At 46.4% G+C, this 20633-nt stretch carries 19 protein-coding genes; 5 read left to right on the top strand and 14 right to left on the bottom strand.

Features of this window, described 5'->3' with window-relative positions; genetic code table 11:
- The first annotated feature begins 147 nt into the window (after positions 1-147).
- A complete protein-coding gene (locus tag NIA71_RS12270; protein WP_148397820.1) occupies positions 148-858 on the top strand; it encodes a response regulator transcription factor in 711 nt (236 codons plus the stop codon).
- Positions 859-930: 72 nt separating this feature from the next.
- On the opposite strand, the gene NIA71_RS12275 is transcribed toward NIA71_RS12270, so the two are convergent.
- The 6 genes from NIA71_RS12275 to NIA71_RS12300 all read right to left on the bottom strand — a co-directional run bounded on the left by NIA71_RS12275 (position 931) and on the right by NIA71_RS12300 (position 9095).
- Positions 931-2064: a 2-aminoethylphosphonate aminotransferase gene (locus tag NIA71_RS12275; protein ID WP_148397822.1), complete on the bottom strand. Its 1134-nt coding sequence runs from the start codon at positions 2062-2064 to the stop codon at positions 931-933.
- A 53-nt stretch (positions 2065-2117) separates the two neighbouring features.
- On the bottom strand, positions 2118-3452 hold the full coding sequence (locus NIA71_RS12280; RefSeq protein WP_148397824.1) for an MFS transporter: 1335 nt from the start codon (positions 3450-3452) through the stop codon (positions 2118-2120).
- A gap of 114 nt (positions 3453-3566) precedes the next feature.
- Positions 3567-4412, bottom strand: coding sequence for an HAD hydrolase-like protein (locus tag NIA71_RS12285; protein WP_148397826.1), 846 nt, complete (start codon positions 4410-4412; stop codon positions 3567-3569).
- 241 nt (positions 4413-4653) lie between these two features.
- Complete coding sequence (locus NIA71_RS12290; RefSeq protein WP_148397828.1) at positions 4654-5298, bottom strand: HAD family hydrolase; 645 nt, start codon at positions 5296-5298, stop codon at positions 4654-4656.
- Between the two features lie 463 nt (positions 5299-5761).
- Positions 5762-7714, bottom strand: coding sequence for a hydantoinase/oxoprolinase family protein (locus tag NIA71_RS12295; RefSeq protein ID WP_253020530.1), 1953 nt, complete (start codon positions 7712-7714; stop codon positions 5762-5764).
- Positions 7715-7817: 103 nt separating this feature from the next.
- Entirely contained in the window at positions 7818-9095 is a 1278-nt protein-coding gene (locus tag NIA71_RS12300) for an MFS transporter (RefSeq protein WP_148397834.1), read from the bottom strand.
- Between the two features lie 98 nt (positions 9096-9193).
- Between NIA71_RS12300 and NIA71_RS12305 the strand changes: the two genes are divergently transcribed.
- Entirely contained in the window at positions 9194-10993 is a 1800-nt protein-coding gene (locus NIA71_RS12305; protein WP_148397835.1) for a sensor histidine kinase, read from the top strand.
- A 146-nt stretch (positions 10994-11139) separates the two neighbouring features.
- On the opposite strand, the gene NIA71_RS12310 is transcribed toward NIA71_RS12305, so the two are convergent.
- Positions 11140-12300 carry a saccharopine dehydrogenase family protein gene (locus NIA71_RS12310; RefSeq protein WP_148397837.1) on the bottom strand — a complete coding sequence of 387 codons (1161 nt, stop codon included), beginning with the start codon at positions 12298-12300 and terminating at the stop codon, positions 11140-11142.
- A gap of 212 nt (positions 12301-12512) precedes the next feature.
- Here NIA71_RS12310 and NIA71_RS12315 point away from each other — a divergent pair, with 212 nt between their 5' ends.
- Complete coding sequence (locus NIA71_RS12315; protein WP_253020531.1) at positions 12513-13277, top strand: DeoR/GlpR family DNA-binding transcription regulator; 765 nt, start codon at positions 12513-12515, stop codon at positions 13275-13277.
- Here the strand turns inward: NIA71_RS12315 and NIA71_RS12320 are convergent.
- Entirely contained in the window at positions 13271-13927 is a 657-nt protein-coding gene (locus tag NIA71_RS12320) for a hypothetical protein (protein ID WP_253020532.1), read from the bottom strand. The genes NIA71_RS12315 and NIA71_RS12320 overlap by 7 nt on opposite strands.
- Before the next feature lie 172 nt (positions 13928-14099).
- Between NIA71_RS12320 and NIA71_RS12325 the strand changes: the two genes are divergently transcribed.
- On the top strand, positions 14100-14423 hold the full coding sequence (locus NIA71_RS12325) for an ArsR/SmtB family transcription factor (RefSeq protein ID WP_148397843.1): 324 nt from the start codon (positions 14100-14102) through the stop codon (positions 14421-14423).
- A 195-nt stretch (positions 14424-14618) separates the two neighbouring features.
- On the opposite strand, the gene NIA71_RS12330 is transcribed toward NIA71_RS12325, so the two are convergent.
- From NIA71_RS12330 to NIA71_RS12350, 5 genes are all read right to left on the bottom strand, one after another.
- Positions 14619-15956, bottom strand: coding sequence for a purple acid phosphatase family protein (locus tag NIA71_RS12330; RefSeq protein WP_253020533.1), 1338 nt, complete (start codon positions 15954-15956; stop codon positions 14619-14621).
- Positions 15957-16189: 233 nt separating this feature from the next.
- Positions 16190-16867 (bottom strand): Crp/Fnr family transcriptional regulator, encoded by a 678-nt coding sequence (locus tag NIA71_RS12335; protein ID WP_253020534.1) that lies wholly within the window; start codon positions 16865-16867, stop codon positions 16190-16192.
- A gap of 159 nt (positions 16868-17026) precedes the next feature.
- Complete coding sequence (locus NIA71_RS12340; RefSeq protein WP_227107626.1) at positions 17027-17497, bottom strand: HD domain-containing protein; 471 nt, start codon at positions 17495-17497, stop codon at positions 17027-17029.
- A gap of 14 nt (positions 17498-17511) precedes the next feature.
- Positions 17512-17991 (bottom strand): 23S rRNA (pseudouridine(1915)-N(3))-methyltransferase RlmH, encoded by a 480-nt coding sequence (gene rlmH, locus NIA71_RS12345; RefSeq protein ID WP_253020535.1) that lies wholly within the window; start codon positions 17989-17991, stop codon positions 17512-17514.
- A gap of 3 nt (positions 17992-17994) precedes the next feature.
- The gene (locus NIA71_RS12350) at positions 17995-18789 is read right to left on the bottom strand and encodes an MBL fold metallo-hydrolase (RefSeq protein ID WP_148397851.1); all 795 of its coding nucleotides are present in this window, start codon (positions 18787-18789) and stop codon (positions 17995-17997) included.
- 107 nt (positions 18790-18896) lie between these two features.
- Between NIA71_RS12350 and NIA71_RS12355 the strand changes: the two genes are divergently transcribed.
- Positions 18897-19451, top strand: coding sequence for a ribonuclease H family protein (locus NIA71_RS12355; RefSeq protein WP_148397853.1), 555 nt, complete (start codon positions 18897-18899; stop codon positions 19449-19451).
- Between the two features lie 15 nt (positions 19452-19466).
- Here NIA71_RS12355 and NIA71_RS12360 read toward each other — a convergent pair whose 3' ends face one another.
- Positions 19467-20600: an aminotransferase class V-fold PLP-dependent enzyme gene (locus NIA71_RS12360; protein ID WP_253020536.1), complete on the bottom strand. Its 1134-nt coding sequence runs from the start codon at positions 20598-20600 to the stop codon at positions 19467-19469.
- Positions 20601-20633 lie beyond the last annotated feature (33 nt).

Consider the following 20633-nt stretch of genomic DNA (forward strand, 5'->3'; position numbering starts at 1 on the left):
CATACAATTTGACCGCAATTTCACCATTCTACAAAACATGTGCTTTTATGCCCTAGTTTTTTCCAATCTAGGTTCTTGTAACACAACTCATTTTAAGGTAGAATAAAAAAGCATAAAGCATCTACAGCACCAAAAGGGAGGTCTTCAATGTCACAAGACAAAATTATGGTTGTGGATAATGAAATGGAAATTATTCAGCTAATGAAGCTGTATCTTTCAAGAGAAGGCTACGATGTGATCTGGACGACAGACAGCACGAAAGCGGCTGCGATGGCTCAGGAACAAAATCCGGATTTGATTTTGCTGGATGTGGTGATGCCCGGGCTTTCCGGGATTGAATTGTGCGGGAAAATCCGCGAATACAGCGATGTACCGATCCTCTTCGTCAGCTGCAAAGGCCAGGATATGGACAAAGTTCTGGGGCTGTCCATAGGCGGAGACGATTACATCACCAAGCCGTTCAGCCCAACCGAGCTGGTGGCGCGTGTCAAGGCCCATTTACGAAGAAGACATTTAAGTAATTCCTCCGGCGGCATATCTGAGGAGCAGCGGAACATTCTTTCCGTAGGCCGTCTGGAGATCGATTTGTCCGCTCATACGGTAACGGTGGACGGTACGCCAGTTCATCTGACAGCCAAGGAATTCGAGCTCCTAGTGCTCTTATCCAAATATCCCAACCGTGTCTTTACTGGCAGACAGATTTTTGACAATCTCTGGGACACCTATGGAATTGACGACGATGTCCGTACAGTCATGGTACATATCAGCAATCTTCGAAAAAAAATTGAGCCCAATCCGGAGAAACCTCAATATATTTTAACGGTTCGGGGAGTCGGGTATAAATTGGTATCTCAATGATGTCTACGATCGAAAAGTCACAAAGAAAGCTGCCCGCAGGCAGCCCTCTTTGTGAGTGTTTTAAAAATGTCTTTAATATTTCACAGGAACCTGTACGCCCATTGATTTGAGCCCTTCTTCGAGGCAAACGAAGAAATCGTCAACATCCTTTGGTACGATGGTGCCCAGTGCACACAGTCTGAATGTCGGCAGGTCGGAAACCTTGCCCGGATAAATCGTGAACCCTCTCTCATATACATAGTCATGGATCGTGGTGAAGTCAAAGTTCGGGTCGTTTGGATACAGTACGGATACGACCAGTTTGGACTGCATCTCTCTTGGAATGATCGTCTGGAATCCCAATCTGTCGAGGCCCTTATAAATTGCTTCCCATAAGGACTGATGTCTTTCCCACTTGGCCTGTTCGCCAACTTCCCAGTATTCCTTGATCGCCTGCCGGGTCGCATAGATGGTCTGTACCGGAGGTGTGAAGTGCATTTCGCCCTTATTTTTGATGAAGTCATACTGCATATACAAATTGGTGTAGTAGGATCTGGTCGGATAGTCTTTTGACTCTTCCAATTTCGCCGTATTTCCGATTACATAGGACAAACCTGTCATGGACATGAGGCCCTTCTGAGCGGATGCCATGATAAAGTCCAGATTGTCTTTATCCATGTCGATCGGTATCATTGCGTAAGTAGAAGTGGTATCAACGACCATGGTCTTATCATATTTATGGGCTACAGCGCCGATTTCCCGAATTGGATTCAGGATACCGGTACCTGTCTCGTGGTGACAGCAGTATACAACTGCGATGTCCGGATCAGCTTTGATGGCTTCTTCCGCTTTTGCCACGTCGATGGGTTCTGTGATCGGAAGCTTCAGGTTGATATGGTCCATATGATAGTATTGGGCAACTTCCGCGCCTCTTGCAGAGTATGCGCCGTTGTTGAGGATTAAAATCTTTTTCCCTGCAGGAACCAAGGAGCTGACGCAAGCGTCGATGTTGATAGTTCCGGAACCTGTAAATAATACGGCAGTGTATTTATTCAGATCACCATGAACAATTTTAACCAGGTCTTCACCCATTTCCTTCATGATCTGACCGAATTCTTTTTCCCTAGGGCAGATATCAGGAACTACCTGTGCATACTTGACCGTATCAGTTGTCGTAGCAGGACCAGGGTTCAACAGTACATTTCTTTTTACTTTTGGATAATCCATTTTTCTTCCTCCTTTATACTTAAGTTCTAACAAACCAGTTACCTTAACGATGATTATACTGTTTTTTCTGTATTCTTTTTATTCAGGCCCCATCCGGCAGCGATGGAAATTACGATGATCGCGATGCATACGCCGGCGATAGCTGTGAATACCAAATTCCAGTTGCCGCTGCTTGTGAGCATACTTCCAAAGTAAATTGCCTGAACAGACGCCCCCAGATATGCAAAACAGTCCAGTATACCTGCTGCGGTTCCAGCAAAGGCTCTTCCGCCTACGTCTGTAGCATAGGCCCAAACCAGACCATTAATCGCATAGATGAAAAATCCTGCGATGAACAGCAGTGCGCCTGCCAGAACACCTGGTTCAACAGTTCTGAAAAAGAATACGGTTGCGCCTGAAACTGCTGCACAGATAATTACCATAGGAAGCCTATTGTCAGAGAAAAATTTATCTGACAGCCATGGAATAACAAATGTTCCAAAAGCCATTCCCAGCGGCAGCAGAACGGTACCTAATGCGCCGTCTTCAATGTCCACGCCGAAATTTTCTACATAATATGTAGGAACCCAGTTCAAAAGGCCATATCTTGCTATGCTGGCCCCAGCTATAATCAGCAGCCAGCAATCGAATCTCCACATCTTGAAAAGATGAGCATAAGGATAAAGTTTGCCTTTTTCCTTAACCAATTGCATTAATTCCTCATCCTGCTGGTTCCTCTTGGCATTGCTGTCCACATATTCTTTCAGCCCAATCTTAGATGGGCTATCTTTACAAATGAATTTGTAAGCGATGCCGGCAATTACCATGAATACCACCGGCAGAATGAATCCGGCTTTCCATCCGAACCCCGGCATGATGATAAATGCAAGGGATACGGTAAGAGCGGCCAGTACTTGCCCGAATCCGGAAAATGCGTTTGCAAATCCTGTGGCAAACCCGCGCTTGTTGCCGGGCCACCATTTGGAAAGAAGCGCCATTCCAGGCGACCACAGCATAGACTGGGCGTATCCATTTATACCCCAGAGAATAGCGATGATCACAAGGCTGGATTGGAATCCAATCAGCAAATTGGCCGCAGCGGACATAAACATCCCGACAACAATGAATCTGTTTACACCGAAAATTTCTCCAAGTCTTCCATTAAATAAATGTCCGATACCATAGGTCCAGAACAGTACTGACGATAAAATCCCCAAATCCAACTTTGTCCAGCCCTCTTCCTCTATCATCGCAGGCATTACATACGAGAGGTTCTGCCGGCCGCAGTAGAGGATACAGTACAAAACTGAGAAGGCCAATAACACGATCCAAGAATTTTTATTAAAAAGTTTATACTCTTCCGGAGTATAGCCTAATGTATCCACAACTTTTTTCTCTTTGTTTTCCATTAGCAATCCTCCTACTTTCTACCTTAAAAATCAATCAATAATTCCACTTTACATGAAAGCGAGGCACTCCCTCATGCGACTGGAGTGCGGGAGTGCCTCGTTGGTAAGCTAAACTTAAATTGTCTCGATGATGCCCTGTCCCGGTCTTTCGCCTCTTCTAAGTCTCGGTTCGATCTGTCCGAAGATGATTTCTGGAACATATCCTACGTGCGGTACGAGGAAGTCAGGCTTTGAAGCCGCTAACTCGTCATATGTATTTGAGCCGGATGCATAAAGACCAATGGTCCATGCGCCTGCGTTGTTACCGCATTTCATACCAGCTGCCGTATCATCAATTTTTACTACTGCTTCGCAAGGAATAGCCTTCTTCGTGATCTCATAAGCCTGCAGCATGCAGTCATATACCATGAACGGAGCCGGTCTGCCCGGAACCTTTTCAGCGTTGGTTACTACGTCAAACTTCATGCCGAATTTTTCTTCCAGCATCTTGTTCAGTGCGATGGAGTCTTCCTGATAGTATCCGGTATCACAACCGATCAGGATTCCAGCTTCACGCAGTTTGTCGATACATTCAACAGCTCCTGGGATTGGTTTTGCTAAATCTTCGTCAACAATGTATTTGCTCATCAGTGGACGGAACGCTGCAAGTACGTTATCAAAGTCATCTTCGTTCCAAGGACGTCCGTATTTTTCTTCCCACTGTGCGGAAACTTCCGGCAGGCTCAGCAGCATTCTCAGGTGAGTTGGTTTGAAGTTACCCATCGGCTTTCTGATTGTAGCCCAGTCACATTCGATGCCGAACTGCTGTAATGCTTCGTAGAAAGGTACAACCGGTGCTTTACATCCTCTCAGGTCATCCAGTGCCCATCTGTTTCTCAGGTCTCCAGGGCCATCGCAAAATGTTCCTGCTGTGTCCAGTACGGCTAATTCGATCTTTCCTGTGTAACGTCTGTTATACATGTTTGTTCCTCCTTTAAAATAATGGTGATTTCCATTTCATTAACTTTGTTTTTGTTTATGTCTATACTATAACCGACCCGTTTAAAGTCCCCATCAAGATAACCTTTAGCTTTGTATAAGGAATTCTAAAGATTCGTTAAAGAGTGAATAGTCTGAAATTATTTGCTTACAAAGAAAAACGCTCCAAGGGGCAAGTTTCCTCGCTTCCTGAAGCGTTCAAGCGTCTTTTCCGGCATAATCCCTACAACCTAAATCCATCCAAGGTTTTTACATATCGGCTGCATAATGCCTTAATTTGGTCTTCATTAATACCTTCACTTTGATCATAAACACCTACTACATAATACCCGGCAGCGGCAGCAGTCTTTACAGCATGCAGCGCGTCCTCAAAAATAACGGTACTGTCCCTGCTGGTCCCCATCAGCTCCGCGGCTCGATCGTACACCAGAGGGTGATCTTTGCCACGGCCCACATCGCCGCAGGTAACAACATGGGAAAAGTAGCCGGAAACGCTCAGCCGGTCTAAAACCATAGTCACAATATCGCGGGGCGACGAACTGGCCACAGATAGGACAAGTTCCTCCTCCTTCAACCGCTTCAGTAAATCTCTAACTCCGGGTTTTAAGGTTACGTTTGTTCGATATTCCTCCTCTACGATCCTGTTAAAGCCTTGGAGTATTTCATCGATCTGTTGGGTTATGCCGTATTCTTCTTGAAACAATTCCGCCGCCTGTACCAGGCTGAGAGGCCGAAGCCGCTTCTTGAGATCGGGCTTGGGGACCTTTCCCTGCTGCTTTAAGTAGGTAATGCCAGTTGTATCCCAAATATACATGGAGTCGGTCAGCGTGCCGTCCATGTCAAAAATGGCGCCTTTAAAACGTTTCATCGGTGGAGTCTCCTTTTTTCTTAGTAGATGCCTTTATTATAGCCTGCATATCGCGATGCAGCAAGTTTGAGCGATAGGACGGGAGCTTCTTCTTGAGGCGGGTGGGAGCGGGCTTTGGCGGGCTGCCTTGGCGGACCAGATTTGGACGGACTGGTTGGGTGAGGCAGGTTTCGGCGGACCGGCAGCGATGCCGGCTATCAGATAAAACTTTTTTCAGGGCGGATTTTGATAGTTTTCCGCTTATTTCGAGTTGACTTTTGACACTCTGCCAAGGAGCACTCCGATTTTGGCAATCCGACCGGAGCCGCCCGCAAATATAAGCGCATTCATCAAAGCAAAAACCGCCCAAAAAGCGGCGGCTTTTGCTCTGATAAAAGGGTGTCCTCGGACTGACATTCCGATGACCAGTATTGTGAAAAGGGGCAAATTATTGAGTTTAGCTGCATTAATAATTAGGATCTTTTTAAAACGCGGAACCTGCTCCAGTGATGACCATTTTTGTCCCCATGTAGACCTTGGGTTCATTCTCCTTGGTTTCAACCATGATATCCGACGGTTTTTCTTCAATGGACCAAGTATTACAGCCGGCATCCATTAGCTGATGCTCGATATATTTGCGGCCTTCATGTATGGCATAGAACATGGCTTCGTCTTTGCTTCCATATATGAAACGCTCCCATGGGGTATTGAGGATATACTGATCTTCGTCCAGGCTGATCAAAAGCTCCACAGTAGCAGTTACTTTTCCCACCGCCGCCCCGTATGCATTTGCCACATCCGCATCTTGCGGAACAATCACCTTTGCATTTAACAGCTTGCCGGCATCATAGGTCCATGCGCATGCCGGAGCCCCGATCGCTACGATCGGCTTGCTAAGGTGAAACCTGGGACTTAACAGAACACCCCGGTCTTTGCGCAGTGCCGCTTCAATCAGGAACATAGCTTCCGGACTTTCAGTAAAGGTAAAATCCTCTCCCTCAAAATCAGCAGCGCTCTGGATACAGGTCATGGCTAGTTTGGTGTGGATTGCGTTTTCGACCATCTTTACGAATTTGCCTACTGGCATTTCTTTTCTTCTGGCCAAAATTTCCACACCCGCCTGGGACAAGTCCCGGTTCCATTGGTTGTACTTGCCCTGGACGTGGAGAATATCCGTTGGTGTAACAGATATTCTCGCCAGGATCCCGGATTCAACCAATGGAGTTAAATCTATCGTTTCAGGGTCCTCCCCAATGGCCCTCGCCAAATACGTCAGGCTATGAGGCCCGCCCTGAAGCTTTTCCAAGATCTTTTTTTCATGAGCCGGCGCATCCTTCGCCAGCTGTCCGCCTACATACATAAAACAATCGGCTTCCTGCTGGGAATAGGTTTTTAATTCGCCGACCCGTTTGAAACTTTGCAGCTCATGTACCAGCTGCGGATACTCCATGCCGATCACACACAGCGGCCATACTTTCTGCGGTCCGATCTGAACATTTCCCTTTTTGTCCAGATAAATCCGGCTGTCGCCGCCCAGACCGAAGGTTGAAATTTCTACAGCCTTAACTCTCGTCCGCCAGCCGCCTACTCTGGCGCCATCCTTCTTTATTTTTACCGAACCTTCCGATACGTTGGCGATATCAGTCGTGGTTCCGCCCATATCCAGAACAAGGCCATCTCGTTTCCCTGTGAGTGCCAGTCCCCCGATCACGCTGGCTGCCGGGCCTGAGAGAATCGTATCGATGGGCCGTTCCTTTGCCATGGCTTCGGTCATCAAGGTGCCGTCGCCTTTTACGATCATAATCGCTGCATAAATGTTCTTTTCATGCAGTACCTTTTTTGTGGATTTAAGAAGTCCATCGATGATGGGAATCAATCTGCCGTTGAGTACAGCGGTTATGGTCCTGTGATAAAATCCCAGCGCCGATGTCAGCTGATGAGCGCAGACAACCGGAACGCCCAAAACCTCGTCTGCAATCCGTTTTATTTCCTTTTCGTGCTTCGGGTTGCGCACGCTGGCATACCCGGATACAGCCAAGGCGTCCACACGGCCTTTCATTTTTGACAAGGCTTCCCGTACCTCCTTGGGGTCCGGGTCTTCCTGCAGGCGGCCCATAATATCGAATCTGCCTTTCACTTTGGCTGCGATTTCCGCAGGAACGTCTTCATCCAGTTCCGTTCCCATGTAAATCAATCCCACAGAAGCGCCCCGTCCTTCCACAATGGCATTGGTAGCCAGCGTCGTCGAAAGAGACACCAGACTAATGTCTTCCATTTTGTCAAAATCCAGATTGTCGATGCAGTTTTTAATGCCAATGGTTAAATCTTCTTTTGTGGTCAGCGCTTTTGCCTTGCAGACAATTTTACGCTCCGAAGAATTTACGATGACTCCGTCGGTATAGGTTCCACCCGTATCCATTCCCAATATAAAAGACATAATCGGCTCCTTCCATGATCTTTGATGGGTTTATGTTAATCCGGTTATGTCTATTTTTCAATATAAAATCAGAATTCTTTAAATAATCTTATACTTTTGTTCTCTATTCCCGCACTTCCGGTATGACCACCGTGTTTTTCTTGCTGACGACCATCCCGCATATGACCATACCGATGCACAAGCCTTCCATTATAACAAACACCGCCATTTTGTCGTCAAAAAAGCCCATGACAGCTGGGAATAAAACGCCCTCTGCACATGCTCCCAAATAAGCAAATCCATTCAGGATTCCGGCCGCGCTTCCTGGAAAAACTCGGCAGCCCTGATCAATAGCGTGAAGCCATAGGATACCATTGATCCCATAGAGCGCAAACCCCGTAAAAAAGATACCTACCAAAACAGCCCTGGTATCCTCAATCATGGGAAAAATCACCACTAAAGTTCCGCAGACCGCTGCCATGGCAGTAACAATAATACCTTTATTATTAAAAAGTTTCGTCCCTGCGATCCAAGTGATAATCAATGTTCCAAAGGCCATACCAATGGGCAGCGTTAGATTTGAAAAGGTACTGCTGAGAATCTGTCCTCCTCGCTCCTCTTCATAATAAAGCGGAATCCAGTTAAGCAGCCCATATCTACAGATACTAGACAGCATCGCGATCCCGCACCACCACCAAAATTTCTTCTGACTGAAAAAATATCGCCATGGTCCTTGTTTTCTATTGGAAATTCGCAGCAAAGCCTGCTCTCTAGCCTGATGCCTGTGATTTTTTATCTCATAGTCCAGGAGTCCCCTCTCTTCAGGTTTTTCCACAGCCGCCACACCGAAAAGATAGAGAAATGCCAGCAGAATGAGCATCGGCAGGATGAAATTTACCCGCCAATCCATGTCCGGCCAGGCAGCCATCAGCGCAGCCGGAATTAAATAAGCTGTAGCATGGGACATTCCAGAAAAGAAATTGGCGATGCCGATGCCTTTGCCCCGTTCTCCTTGTGTCCACCAATTTGCCAGCAGCGCGATCCCCCCGACCCAAATCATACTTTGAAAATATCCGTTGGCCAGCCAGATCATCAGTACAGCCGCCCAATTGTTTTGAAAAGCCACTGCCATATTGAGAAATACCGACATTACGCCGCCGATAATTATCACTTTTTTTGCTCCAATGCGGTCAGCCAGGTATCCATTAATAAAACTTCCCAGCGCATAGCTGATAAACACACTCATGGCGATCATTTCTTCTCTGACAGCAGTAATATCTAAATCCCGAGACATGATGTCCAGCATATTATTCACGTTGAATCGGCCTAAATATACCAAATTGTACATCAATGCAAAGGTTAGCAGGCTGATCCATTTACATTGGCTAAATTTTTTATCCACTGGAGACTCCTTAAACCGCTATTTACAATTTACTGTCTTTAATTTATCATAAAAGTGTAAAGGATTCAAATTTATTCCTCAGATAAGGAGTACATCTCATGTATTTAATTCCCAGCTATTCGATGCTGTCCGCCACTGCAACCACATTGGTATTGAGTATTATATTTTTGATTTTATCCCACCAGAGCGGCAAAACTTACATGCGTCTTTGGGGAATTTCCTGGCTGATCTATTCCGCAATGTTTTTGGTGGATTTTTTAAATCTCCAGCTTCAAGCGTTCGCCATCTATTATATTATGCTTCGGCAGATGGCAGCGCTGGCCGGCTCCCATCTGTTTATTCTGGGCACCCATCATTTCTTCCAGCGAAAACCATGGAAGGGCCTTCTTTGGACCACTCTGCTGTCTGCGCTCCTGATTCTGCTGTATCCGGCTTCTGCGTTCCTGCAAACCCTGGTAATTATCCCCAATATCATTTACTGTTCCGGGATGCTGATCATTTCCGGCTGCATGTTTATTTCCTACTCCTGGACACAAAATCTGCCGGAAAAGATACTGGCCAGCTTTTTTATTATCGTCTGGGGAATTTTTATCAATCATTTCGGATTCACTCTAAAACACACAGCCCTTGCAATCTCCACGTATTTTATCGGTTTATTCACAGTTAACGTGCTGATTTTATTCCTGATTATTATTTACTTTAAAAAAACCCGCTTTCTCGACACGCGGCAGGCTTCTCGTTTTCGTCTTCTTGTGGAAAATTCTTCGGATTCCATGTTCCTATATGATTATAAAAAGCAGGAATTTGAATATGTCAGCCCCGCCATATCCGAACTGATCGGCGTTACCGATAAGCAGCTGTATGAAATGCCGGACCGATTTTTTGATTATGTCAACACGGTAAAAAAATCCAAGGATGTTGTAGGAATATTTTCCAGACCAATTGCAAAGCCTGGAAAAGGTGTCCTATGTCTTTATAAAAACGGGATTATTAAAAAATGGACGGAAATACACTATCTCCCAATCCGCGATAATACCGGCACTGTATCTGCCATTGAAGGAATTTTGCGTGACATTACAGAGCGAAAAAAAATGGAGGAAAATCTCAAGGCAGCTCAAAAAGCGAAAAAAGAATTTTTAGAAGATATCTCCCATGAAATTAAAACTCCGGTGACTTTAATCCAGGGTTACACGGAAAGTCTGCTGGACAAGGTGGTGCCAGTGGAATCCACGGATACTTATTTGAAAATGATTAATTCCAAAGCCATGATGCTGACGACCTTAGTGGATGATTTGGCACAGAGTTCCGATTTTACTTCTCAGAGCCTGGAATACCGATTTTATGAACAATCTGCAAAAGAAGTCTTCGATGAGCTATTGAACCAATGTGAGTTCCAAATATCCCAATCAGGCCGTAAAGCGATTATCGAATCCGCTGTTTCCTCTGATGCTATTCTCATTATTGATCCCTACCGGATTCAGCAGGTGGTATCCAATCTGATCAGCAATTCTATCCGTCACACGCCGATTGGAAAAGAAATCCAAGTGTCATGCCGTACTTATCTCAACGAGGACCTGCTTCATAGCGTTCCCGATGACGATGATTGTACAATTCCAGAAGGTGAAGTTGTCTTTACTGTAAGCGATCGAGGAGACGGCATCCCGGAAAAAGATTTGGCCAGAGTCTTTGAGCGCAATTTCAGCGGCGGACGCAGGATCGCTTCGGGCGCCAACCGCCATCCGGAAAATATTCAGGGATTCGCTTCCGGCCCTTCCAATTCCGGCCTGGGATTGTTCATATCTAAGGAAATCGTAATTCAGCACTCGGGACGAATGGGAGCAAAGAATAACCAGTACGGGGGCGCGGAAATTTTCTTTGTTATTCCTTATTATATTTAGCTTGCTTGTTAATGGGCGCACCAAAGTCAGAGTCCAAGGCGGGTGCGGCTTCCGGTGGCCCAAGGCTCCAGGCCGGCAAAAGGCCGCCCAGGCAGCGATTACGCTTTCCCGGGCGGCCTTCTTTATATGGGATTATCCTTCTTTCTTTAAAGCTCGTTGATTTCTTCGTGAATGTATATTTCCCGCTTTTCCAATTCGTCGAATACGTCCTTTGGATCAAAGGCATACTCCGGAATCAAAAGCCCGGTATCCTTGACTTTTCCTTTTGCGATCAGCTGAACAGCCACAGACATGGGGATTCCCACGTTCCTGGTATAAGCTCTCAACTTTTCCCAGCCCGGCACAGAGCCGTCGGATTTGGGATGGGTATGCGTCAGGATATGCTGCACTTTTTTGCCGTTTTTCGTGCCCACTACTTCGATATGTAGTGCATACCCGTATAGCTCTGTCTCCGTCCCTTCTTTGCTGTTGAGCAGATATTCCGCCACGCAGTCCATAACACCGATCTCTTTGCCGTTGATGGTGATCGGGTCATTGCGCAAAATACCCCAATCATAGAGAGCCCGGACCAGCTGCATATTCTTCTGCGGCCAGGTACCTCTTGTCTCAATCAGCCTGACGCCTTTATCTTTCAACGCTTCGGCCAGTGTCACGGTTTCCGAATGGGGAATAATGTACTGGGGATGAGTTCCATATGGCTCCGGAAGCGCGATATCCCTTGGTCTTGCAAAAGGAGGCACCTGAATGAATTTTCCATCCTCAAAGACGGTCCTGGTCGGCAGATTGGGGTCGTATTCATAAGTTGTTGTAGCCGTTATGGCCTTGGAAAAGGCGAACGGACGATAAGCCCCGTGACTAACGCGGACAATTTCCACCGTGTCCAGCTGGTTGGCGCCGTACATGGCCATCATCTGGGTGGTGCCCGGCGTCATGCCAAACCCTGGAACACAAGCTCTCCCATTCTTCTTAAAGATCTCTGCGTATTGATTTTCTTCGCCGAATCCATTGAGGTTAACTCCATGGCAGCCCGCCTCTGCAATACACGCCGTCGTTTTTCCATTGAGGGCAATGGTGGTTCCATCCATTACTATGTCATAGCCTTTCATTTGTTTTACTGTAGCATCATGGTCATTGACATCCACTTTTACAAAATCCACTCTCGGATCATCGAGCCATTTGACAACTTCCTTACCGGCCTTCTCGTCATAGTCACCAACTGTAATCTGCTCGAAATCGGAAAACTGCACCAAATCTAAAGTTGACTCTCTGCAAATTCTCCCCGCTCCGCCTAAACAAAATACCTTCATACCTGTACCTCCTGACAAACCTTTCAATTGACTACTTTATTACCAACTCTTGAGTATAAGTTACCATATTATTATCAGTTTGTAAATAGTTTTTTACAAATTTTTATTAAGTTGGTAAAAATATTGTCAAAATTAGGTCATTTATGCTATAATAATCATACATTTAAAAGGTTCTGTTTAATCGGAACCAACTTTCGAAGGAGGATAACGCTATGCTGCCTCAGGAACGCTACAGTCAATTAATCCAATTTCTGCAAGAACATGAAATTATCAAGGTCGATCAAATGATGAAACGCTTTGATATTTCTATTGAAACGGCCAGAAGGGATCTTAATCATTTGGAAAGAGAGGGGATTATAAAAAAGATTTACGGCGGGGCCACCCTGATGAAAAAAGAGGACAAAGAGCCTGCCACCTCGGACAGAATGACGCGAAATCTATCGGAAAAAACCGCCATCGGAAAAAAATGCGCCGAGTTCATCAGTGACGGTGATTCCATATTGATCGAAGTGGGCACGACCACTTTGCAGGTAGCGAAAGCGCTCAGAAGCAAAAAGAACCTGATGATCATCACTAACTCCATTCATGTTGTCAATGAATTGATGGATACGGACTTTGAAATCTATGTGGTGGGAGGAAAAATCCGCCATGGAGAAGGTTCCATCTCAGGGGCAGTGTCTATGTTTGAGCTGGAAAACTTTCATATAGGCAAAGCGATTATCAGTGCAGGAGGCGTCACCTTGGAAAGGGGGCTCTCTGACTATAATATTGAGGAAGCGCTGGTAAGAAAAAAGGTTGTTGAACAGTCTCAGGAAACGATTCTGGTAGCAGATAACAGCAAGTTTGGACATAACGTGCTGGCCCACGTCTGTCCGATCAGCGCCGTAGACCTGGTCATTACCGGCGCCATGCTCAATCCTGAGCTGATCACACGTTTTGAAGATGCCAATGTAAAACTGGTGCTGGCTGATCAGTAAAAGCCATGCTGCGCCTTTCCCTCATACAAGCAATAAGTCTTGTGGATCGCTCTCAGAATAAATACATCGGCTAGCATTCCCAATATTATCTCCGCCGTCAGCGTTCCCAGAAAGAGAAATAGGTTTTTTACAAGAATTTGTGGAAATGCCATAAGGATAAAGCTTATTACTACCGAAGCAATGATGCAGGTCAGGTATAGCGGCCATGCTCTGCGGCAGCGGTCACTCAGATCATAATCTTGTTCAGCATGGCCAATCATTTGGCAGCCCTGGAGCAGATCGTAAACATACTTGAGCATGAGAATGGCGGAAATCGTTTGCATACGGGTGATCGATCGGGTCATCATTATGCCGGATTCAGCTGCCGCCATATTGCCCAGCGCTGCGAGAATCTGCAGAATCTCCAGAATCACCAGCAGTATCATCATTTTCTTTGCTTCTTGAAAGTATCCATTGCAGCTGCTCATGCCGATTGTACCGATAAAAATTGCAACATAAATTGCCAGCCAGATCAAAACAAACAGAAATTGCAACAGAAGGATTTCTCCCAGAAACGCCCCAATTCCTGTCATGATCAGCTGAGTAGTAATGGCTGCAAAAATAATTTTTAGTCCTCTCAGGTCATAAATCCTCTCTTTTGGCATTGTCATATAATTCTCCTTGTTCTCTGATTTCCCACTCCTGTGATGCGGCATCTTGCACAGGCACGGCCCCACACCCATCCGGGCAGAACATTGTATGAAAATCTTACCATATTTCTTGACAAAAACCTACAGGAAAGTGTATTGTTAATGAGCAGTGTATTTTAGTAGGAGGAGCAACATGAGACTTAGAAAAGAATCCGACACCATTCAGGACGAAGAAGTCCTGCTAATAGCAAAAGTATCCGACGCACTCGCCCATCCGGCTCGAATCAATATTTACCGCTTTATCATGCAATGCAATCGGCAAAGAGAAAACGTCTGCAATAAAGATGTTGTCGCTGCTTTTGACTATTCCCAGGCAACGGTTTCCCAGCATATAAAAAAGCTGGTCGATTCCAGCTTAATTGAAGTAAAAAAGGTTGATAAATATTCTTATTATTATGCCAATATGGGCGCTTTGGCTCGTTATCTGGCAGCGACCAAGAAATTCGGACAGATCTAAAGCGCACCGAAAACCGGTCGCTTGTCAAATGGACAGCATGACCGGTTTTTCCAGCCCCTTTAATGTTTCCTTCATCAGACCGCTATTGCTCGAGCCCCACATCCATCGTGATTTCCCTTGTACTATCCAAACCGGACAGAATCTGCCCTTTGAAATGGTTTTCCGCCGATCAGATGGGTCTTACCAGCATACTTTTTAAAGCGATCCTCTTTTTCGAACTCTCAAACGAATCAAGACAGCTCCTGCTCCTACAACAACAATGATCCCTGCTGCTGCCACCGCTTTCAGAAGCGGCGAAACCGATTTATTTTTAGACCATTTATCAATGATCTGCCCTTCTTCATCATAGGATTCCAAGGTCAGCTTATCCTCACTCACTTTGATGATTTGATAATTGCTGTCTGTCGCATTGATCGCTTCCACGTATTCAGGAACATTTTCTCCATTAAAATACGTGCTCCTTCTCTTTCCTGAGTTTCCCATCACATAAGTGATATTGCCGATCTCTTTGGTACGCATATATAGATGCTGATGACCGCATAGGACCAAATCCACCTCACCCTGTTCAAAGACCGGTTCCCATTCCTCCCGAATAGCATCGTAGATGGGATCTCCGTCTGAAATCCCATAAGCAGGATGGTGCATGACGACCACCTTCCATCTGGCACCGCTCTCTGTCAAGTCTTGCTCCAGCCAGCTGCTGATGGCAGTCAGCTGCTGCTCCCATTCTTCCTCCATAGCGGCTTTTCGATTGTCCAGAAAAAAACTGGTATTAACAACTGCAAAATGGCAGTTCCCATAATCAAAGGAATAAAACTCTTCGGACACCCCTTTGGGACCATTCTGGGGCAGCGCCAGCATCTTCAGGTACATATCCGCTTTGACAGTCGTTTCGTGATTACCAATAGCTGTCATCATGGGAATCCCTGCAAAAACCGATGTAGCCTGTGATAAAAACAGATTCCAATCATTCATATTTCGGGGCGAATTAACCATATCCCCGCCCATAAGGGCGAAGGCAATACCAGGATTTCTCTGTCTGATATCTTCAACCATCCTACCCCAAGTTTTATAATCCTGACTCCGTTTTTTATATTGAATATCTCCCAAATATAAAAATTCAAAAGATTGGGCATCGTCAGTGGTAGTAATCCTAGAAGTTTCCCAAGTAGGCGCCGTCGAAAAGGTGTGCACTTTGCTCCAGCTGGTACCGTCCCCGACTCGATATTCATAAGTTGTCTTTTGACTCAAACCCCTGATCGTGGCCTCGTACCGATAGTACTGATCCTCTTTGACCTCGATGATCTTGGCCTTCACCTGATGCTGCGGAGAAAGCTGCATGCCCTCCCGATTGTATTGGACATATCCATCTTTCTTAGATGCACTGTGCCAAGTAATAGTTTGGGTATGAGCGCTGTCATCAGTCCACGATAAAATAATCTGATCGCTGTCGTACTCCGCCGCAAAGACCGGGGCGGAAAGTAAAAAAAGTAAAATGATACTCATGAGCGCTGCAATGCAAAAACGTTTCATAATCCTTCCTCCTGGAAGTATTATTATATGTCAAACAGGAAATTCATATGCGGATCGCCTCGCTGACCGCTTCGTACCGGTTCCATGAAAAATGGGACTATCGCATGGCTTTATGCAGCAGTCCCGTTTTCCTGGGCAAATTATTATTAATGTTTTGAAGAAAAGTCATGGTTTGTACCACAGTTCATACTATATCACAGCTCCCCCTTTAATGTCGTTGGCATGCCAACATTTTATAAAATTTTTTCTAAAAGTTTAAATTCATCCTTTTTAAACTCAATCAGACCGTCCCGTTTCATCTGGTTCAGCTCGTAGGACAAGGCGCTCCGGTTGACGCACAGATATTGGGCGAACTGCTCCCGGTCCATATGTATTGAAAAGGTATCCGATCCGGACTTTCTGCCCATGATCCGCAGGTAGGTCATAATACGGTCTCGCAGACCTCTCTTGGAGAGAGCCTCGAGCTTATATAATTTTTTAATGTTATCGTCGGCAAGAATATGAAGCAGCGCCAGCATCAGCTCTTTGGAATAATCGCTGCGAAGAATATCGGAAAAATCAGCAAAGAGTACAACAGCAGCTTCATTGGCCACATAAGTCAGAGGTGATGTTCGCCGCCTGGAAACGGTGGCTTCAGCGCCGAAGATTTCTCCTCGCTGATACATGTACATCAGATCTACGCTGCCTTCAAGATGGAATTTCTCACCTCTTACGGTTCCCGAATGGAGGATGGCAATTCTATGAATCAACTCTTCTTCAGAAAAGATAATCTCTTCCTCTGCATATTCTTTTACTTTGATTTTCATCCCGTTGACTGCCATGAGATGAAGCTTTTGGGGAACCTCCCTCAAAATGCCGCAGGCTTCAATGGTTGTCATCTGTTCCGTATCTGCTGGTTTTGATGGTTTCATGTTTGTATCCCTCATTTCCTTCGGCTGTTTTTTGTAACTTTTGTGTCGCATCAAGCAAGTTTCACTTATGCTGTCATCTGCGACTGCCGGGACCGGATTCTACCGGTATCAAATTCCGGAAAATATTGATAATTTTCATTTCGCCCGCGGCAAAGAAAGCTATACCTCTCTCCCCAGCAGCTTTTCCAGGCGCAACTTCTGTTCTTCCCTGGCGAATCCGTATCCGTACTGATAGAAGTCCAGCACGTCGGCATCTTTCACAATCTCCTCCAACGGATTTCCGATCTCTGCTTTTTTGCTGTGGTTTTTCACAGCGATTCCAATCTGCTGAATTTCATCCTCTTCAAAGAGGCCCGTTCCTCTCAGGAATTCCATGGCCGGCTCGTACCCTGCTTCCGCATGGTTCTCCTGCTTGCCGGTGATGATCCTGCCGTAATCGTGTACCGCGCAGGCCGCGGCAGCCAGAATCGGATCCACGCCCCGCTCTTCGGCAAAGAGATAGCCCAGCTTGGCGCAGCTGACAATGTGCACCCGTTCCCAGTCGATGAAATGGGAACGCTCTGTTACCAGCTTTTCATACTTATCGATTTCTTTCAGCAGAGCGCTCTGCAGTCTCAAGATCTTTTTCATATTAACCTCCTGCCCTACTTATGATAGGGTTCATTTTTCAATATTTTAAAGCTTCTGTACACCTGCTCCAGCAGGATGATCCGCATCATCTGATGGGGAAACGTCATTTGCGAAAAGGACAGCTTGAAATCCGCCCGCTTTGACACCTCATGGGAAAGGCCCAGCGAGCCGCCGATGACAAAGACCACCCGACCCCAGCCTTCTGCGGAAAGCTGCCCGAGCTTCTGCGACAATTTCTCTGAAGTGAGCGGCTTTCCATCAATCTCCAGGGTGATCACATAATCGTTCTTCTTAATCCTGCTCAGGATGGACTGGCCTTCTTCCAGCTTTACCGCCTGCTCCTCCGCCGAAGAAGCACGATCCGGCAGCCTGGCCTCTTTCAGCTCCTCAATGGTCATTTTGCAGTATTTCCCCAAACGCTTGCAGTACTCAGCAGCCGCCTCGGTCCAATATCGTTCTTTTAATTTTCCTATACAGATTATGGTTATATTCAAGACTTACACCTCATATACCGCGCTGACATGATCCCGCAGCATCACATCCATTTTCAGTCTGTCGCCCACATAAATATCTTCCTCCTGAAGAATATTGGTAATGGTCATTTTCGCCAGCTCTGGCTCATTGTTCTGATGGCTCAAATGTCCCAGCAGAACTCTGCGCGCTTTGTCTTTCACTTCCATCAGCTTGCAGATACATTTGCCCGCCGTCACATTGGAAAGATGTCCATGGTCTCCCAGGATTCTGCGCTTTGTCTGATAAGGATAGCTGCACATTTTCAGCACCTCTACTTCATGGTTGGCCTCCAGAACCAGCAGATCCGCATCCACGATTTCCTCGAAAATCTCTTTTGTGATGCAGCCGGCATCGGTCAGAATACTGATCTGCCTGCCATCCGCATAAAAAGAAAAGCCCACCGGCTCCGCCGCATCATGGGGGATGGCAAAGGGCCTGATTAAAATATCGTTTATGTAAAAATCTTCGCCTGTGGTAAAGAACGCCTTTTTCTCTTCTGCGACCTTTCGTTCAATGTTGTCCCAGGTGGCCTGGTTGGCGTACGCTTTTGCGTTGCAGGCTTTTTTTGTAACAATAGGCAGGCTTTTCACATGGTCGATATGTTCATGGGTAATCAAGACGGCCTGTATCTGTTCCAGCTCAGCCCCGGCCTTTTCCAGCCCTTCAAAAATCCGTTTTCCGCTGATTCCCACATCAACCAGCACCACCGTCCCGCCGCTTCTGACCATATAGCAGTTTCCACTGCTGCCGCTGGCAAAAGAGCAAAAATTTAATGCCATATTTTGTCCTCGCTTCTCGTCGTTTTCTATTTTTATAGGATACTCCACTTGTGCGGGCCTGTCAATCTATCGTATAATACGAAAGATGAAAGATAGAGGTAATGTTTATGAGAAATGACAATGTTTTAAGAATCTATACCGACGGAGGATGTTCGGGAAATCAGAGTGAAAAGAATTTCGGCGGCTGGGGCGCTGTGATGGAGTTTGCCGGACACCAAAAGGAGCTTTACGGCGGCGAAGCCGACACCACCAACAACCGCATGGAAATGACTGCTCTGCTGGAAGCTTTCCGCGCCATAAAAAAAGAAGGCCAGACGATTGAAGTGTTTTCCGATAGTTCCTATCTGATGGATTGTTTTCGGAAAAAATGGTATAAAAACTGGCTGAAAAACGGCTGGAAAACCGCTGCCAAAAAACCGGTGGAAAACCGGGACCTCTGGGAAGCGCTGCTGCCGTTTTTGGATCAGCATCAGATCACCTTTTACCGGGTGAAAGGCCACGTAAATCTTGCCAGCGCTTCGACCAATTTTCATAAGCTCTACGATAAGTTCGTAGAATGGAACGGCAGCCGCTTTTCCTTTGAGGATTTTCAGTACGTGACCGAAAAAAACAACCGGGCCGACGAGCTGGCCAATGTGGGCATCAACCAAATTCGGGGCTGAAAATCAGCCCCCAGTTTATCCTTTTGAAATGGCATACACCGCATCGGCAGCTGCTTTCATTTCTTTTCCATTGTTATAGATTCCCATGCTCATCCGCACTGCGCCGCAATCCCATGTTCCGATGGCCTTATGGGCCAATCCGGCGCAATGATAGCCGCCCCGCACTGCAATTCCATAATCATCGTTTAATAGCGATGCAACATCTTCACAATTGTATCCATTAATATTAAATGTGACAATTCCCACCTTTTTCTTACAGTCAGAAGGACCATAAACCGTCACATTTTTCATATTCCGCAGGCTGCTGTCGAGAATCCGAGTCAGCTCCAGCTGGTGCTGGCGGATGATATCGACGCCGATTTTATTCACAAGCCCGGCCGAATATCCCAGGCCGATAATGCCCGGCGCATTGATGGTGCCGGTTTCAAAGCCTTCCGGCAGCTCTGCAGGCTGTTTGATGTCCCTGGAAACGGTGCCGGTTCCCCCTTCCATCAAAGGGCGAAGCGATACGCCTTCCCGTACATAAAGCATGCCGGTTCCCAAAGGCCCCAAAAGACCTTTGTGGCCCGGCACCGCCAGCAGATCGATGTTTTTCACATCCATAGGCATATGGCCGGCTCCCTGGGCTCCATCTACCATAAAGAGGATGCCTTTCTTTTTGCACAAAATTCCCAAGTCCTGCACCGGCATAATGGTTCCGGTCACATTGGACGCCTGCGTGCAGATGATCAGCCGGGTATTTTCTCTGATCGCTTGCTCAACGTTGGTAAGATCCAAGCTTCCGTCGCTCCCACACTGAACCAGAGTATATTCCACCCCCTGATCCTTCAGCGCCCGCAGCGGACGCAGCACAGAGTTGTGCTCCATCACCGTGGTGATCACATGGTCGCCTTCCTTGAGAACGCCTTTGATGCCCATATTCAGGGCCTGGGTCGTATTATTTGTAAAAACGATCCGGTCCGGCTTTTCGATTTTAAAAAAACGGGCCAGCATTTTTCTTGCTTGATAGACTTCTTCCCCGGTCCGGCGGGACAGATCGTGCCCCGAGCGCCCCGGGTTGCCGCAATAGGATGACATGCACGAGTCCATTGCCTCGATCATACCTTTTGGCTTAGGGAAAGATGTTGCTCCATTGTCTAAATAAATCATTGGGTTTCCCTCCTAAAGTATAGGATATGCGGG

This window comes from Ihubacter massiliensis, assembly GCF_024125305.1.
Lineage (GTDB): Bacteria > Bacillota > Clostridia > Peptostreptococcales > Anaerovoracaceae > Hominibacterium > Hominibacterium faecale.

Bases quoted from the DNA above. Each gene is read 5' to 3' on its own strand.
- NIA71_RS12270 (WP_148397820.1), top strand. From the start codon at position 148: ATGTCACAAGACAAAATTATGGTTGTGGATAATGAAATGGAAATTATT.
- NIA71_RS12275 (WP_148397822.1), bottom strand. From the start codon at position 2,064: ATGGATTATCCAAAAGTAAAAAGAAATGTACTGTTGAACCCTGGTCCT.
- NIA71_RS12280 (WP_148397824.1), bottom strand. From the start codon at position 3,452: ATGGAAAACAAAGAGAAAAAAGTTGTGGATACATTAGGCTATACTCCG.
- NIA71_RS12285 (WP_148397826.1), bottom strand. From the start codon at position 4,412: ATGTATAACAGACGTTACACAGGAAAGATCGAATTAGCCGTACTGGAC.
- NIA71_RS12290 (WP_148397828.1), bottom strand. From the start codon at position 5,298: ATGAAACGTTTTAAAGGCGCCATTTTTGACATGGACGGCACGCTGACC.
- NIA71_RS12295 (WP_253020530.1), bottom strand. From the start codon at position 7,714: ATGTCTTTTATATTGGGAATGGATACGGGTGGAACCTATACCGACGGA.
- NIA71_RS12305 (WP_148397835.1), top strand. From the start codon at position 9,194: ATGTATTTAATTCCCAGCTATTCGATGCTGTCCGCCACTGCAACCACA.
- NIA71_RS12310 (WP_148397837.1), bottom strand. From the start codon at position 12,300: ATGAAGGTATTTTGTTTAGGCGGAGCGGGGAGAATTTGCAGAGAGTCA.
- NIA71_RS12315 (WP_253020531.1), top strand. From the start codon at position 12,513: ATGCTGCCTCAGGAACGCTACAGTCAATTAATCCAATTTCTGCAAGAA.
- NIA71_RS12320 (WP_253020532.1), bottom strand. From the start codon at position 13,927: ATGACAATGCCAAAAGAGAGGATTTATGACCTGAGAGGACTAAAAATT.
- NIA71_RS12325 (WP_148397843.1), top strand. From the start codon at position 14,100: ATGAGACTTAGAAAAGAATCCGACACCATTCAGGACGAAGAAGTCCTG.
- NIA71_RS12330 (WP_253020533.1), bottom strand. From the start codon at position 15,956: ATGAAACGTTTTTGCATTGCAGCGCTCATGAGTATCATTTTACTTTTT.
- NIA71_RS12335 (WP_253020534.1), bottom strand. From the start codon at position 16,867: ATGAAACCATCAAAACCAGCAGATACGGAACAGATGACAACCATTGAA.
- NIA71_RS12340 (WP_227107626.1), bottom strand. From the start codon at position 17,497: ATGAAAAAGATCTTGAGACTGCAGAGCGCTCTGCTGAAAGAAATCGAT.
- NIA71_RS12350 (WP_148397851.1), bottom strand. From the start codon at position 18,789: ATGGCATTAAATTTTTGCTCTTTTGCCAGCGGCAGCAGTGGAAACTGC.
- NIA71_RS12355 (WP_148397853.1), top strand. From the start codon at position 18,897: ATGAGAAATGACAATGTTTTAAGAATCTATACCGACGGAGGATGTTCG.
- NIA71_RS12360 (WP_253020536.1), bottom strand. From the start codon at position 20,600: ATGATTTATTTAGACAATGGAGCAACATCTTTCCCTAAGCCAAAAGGT.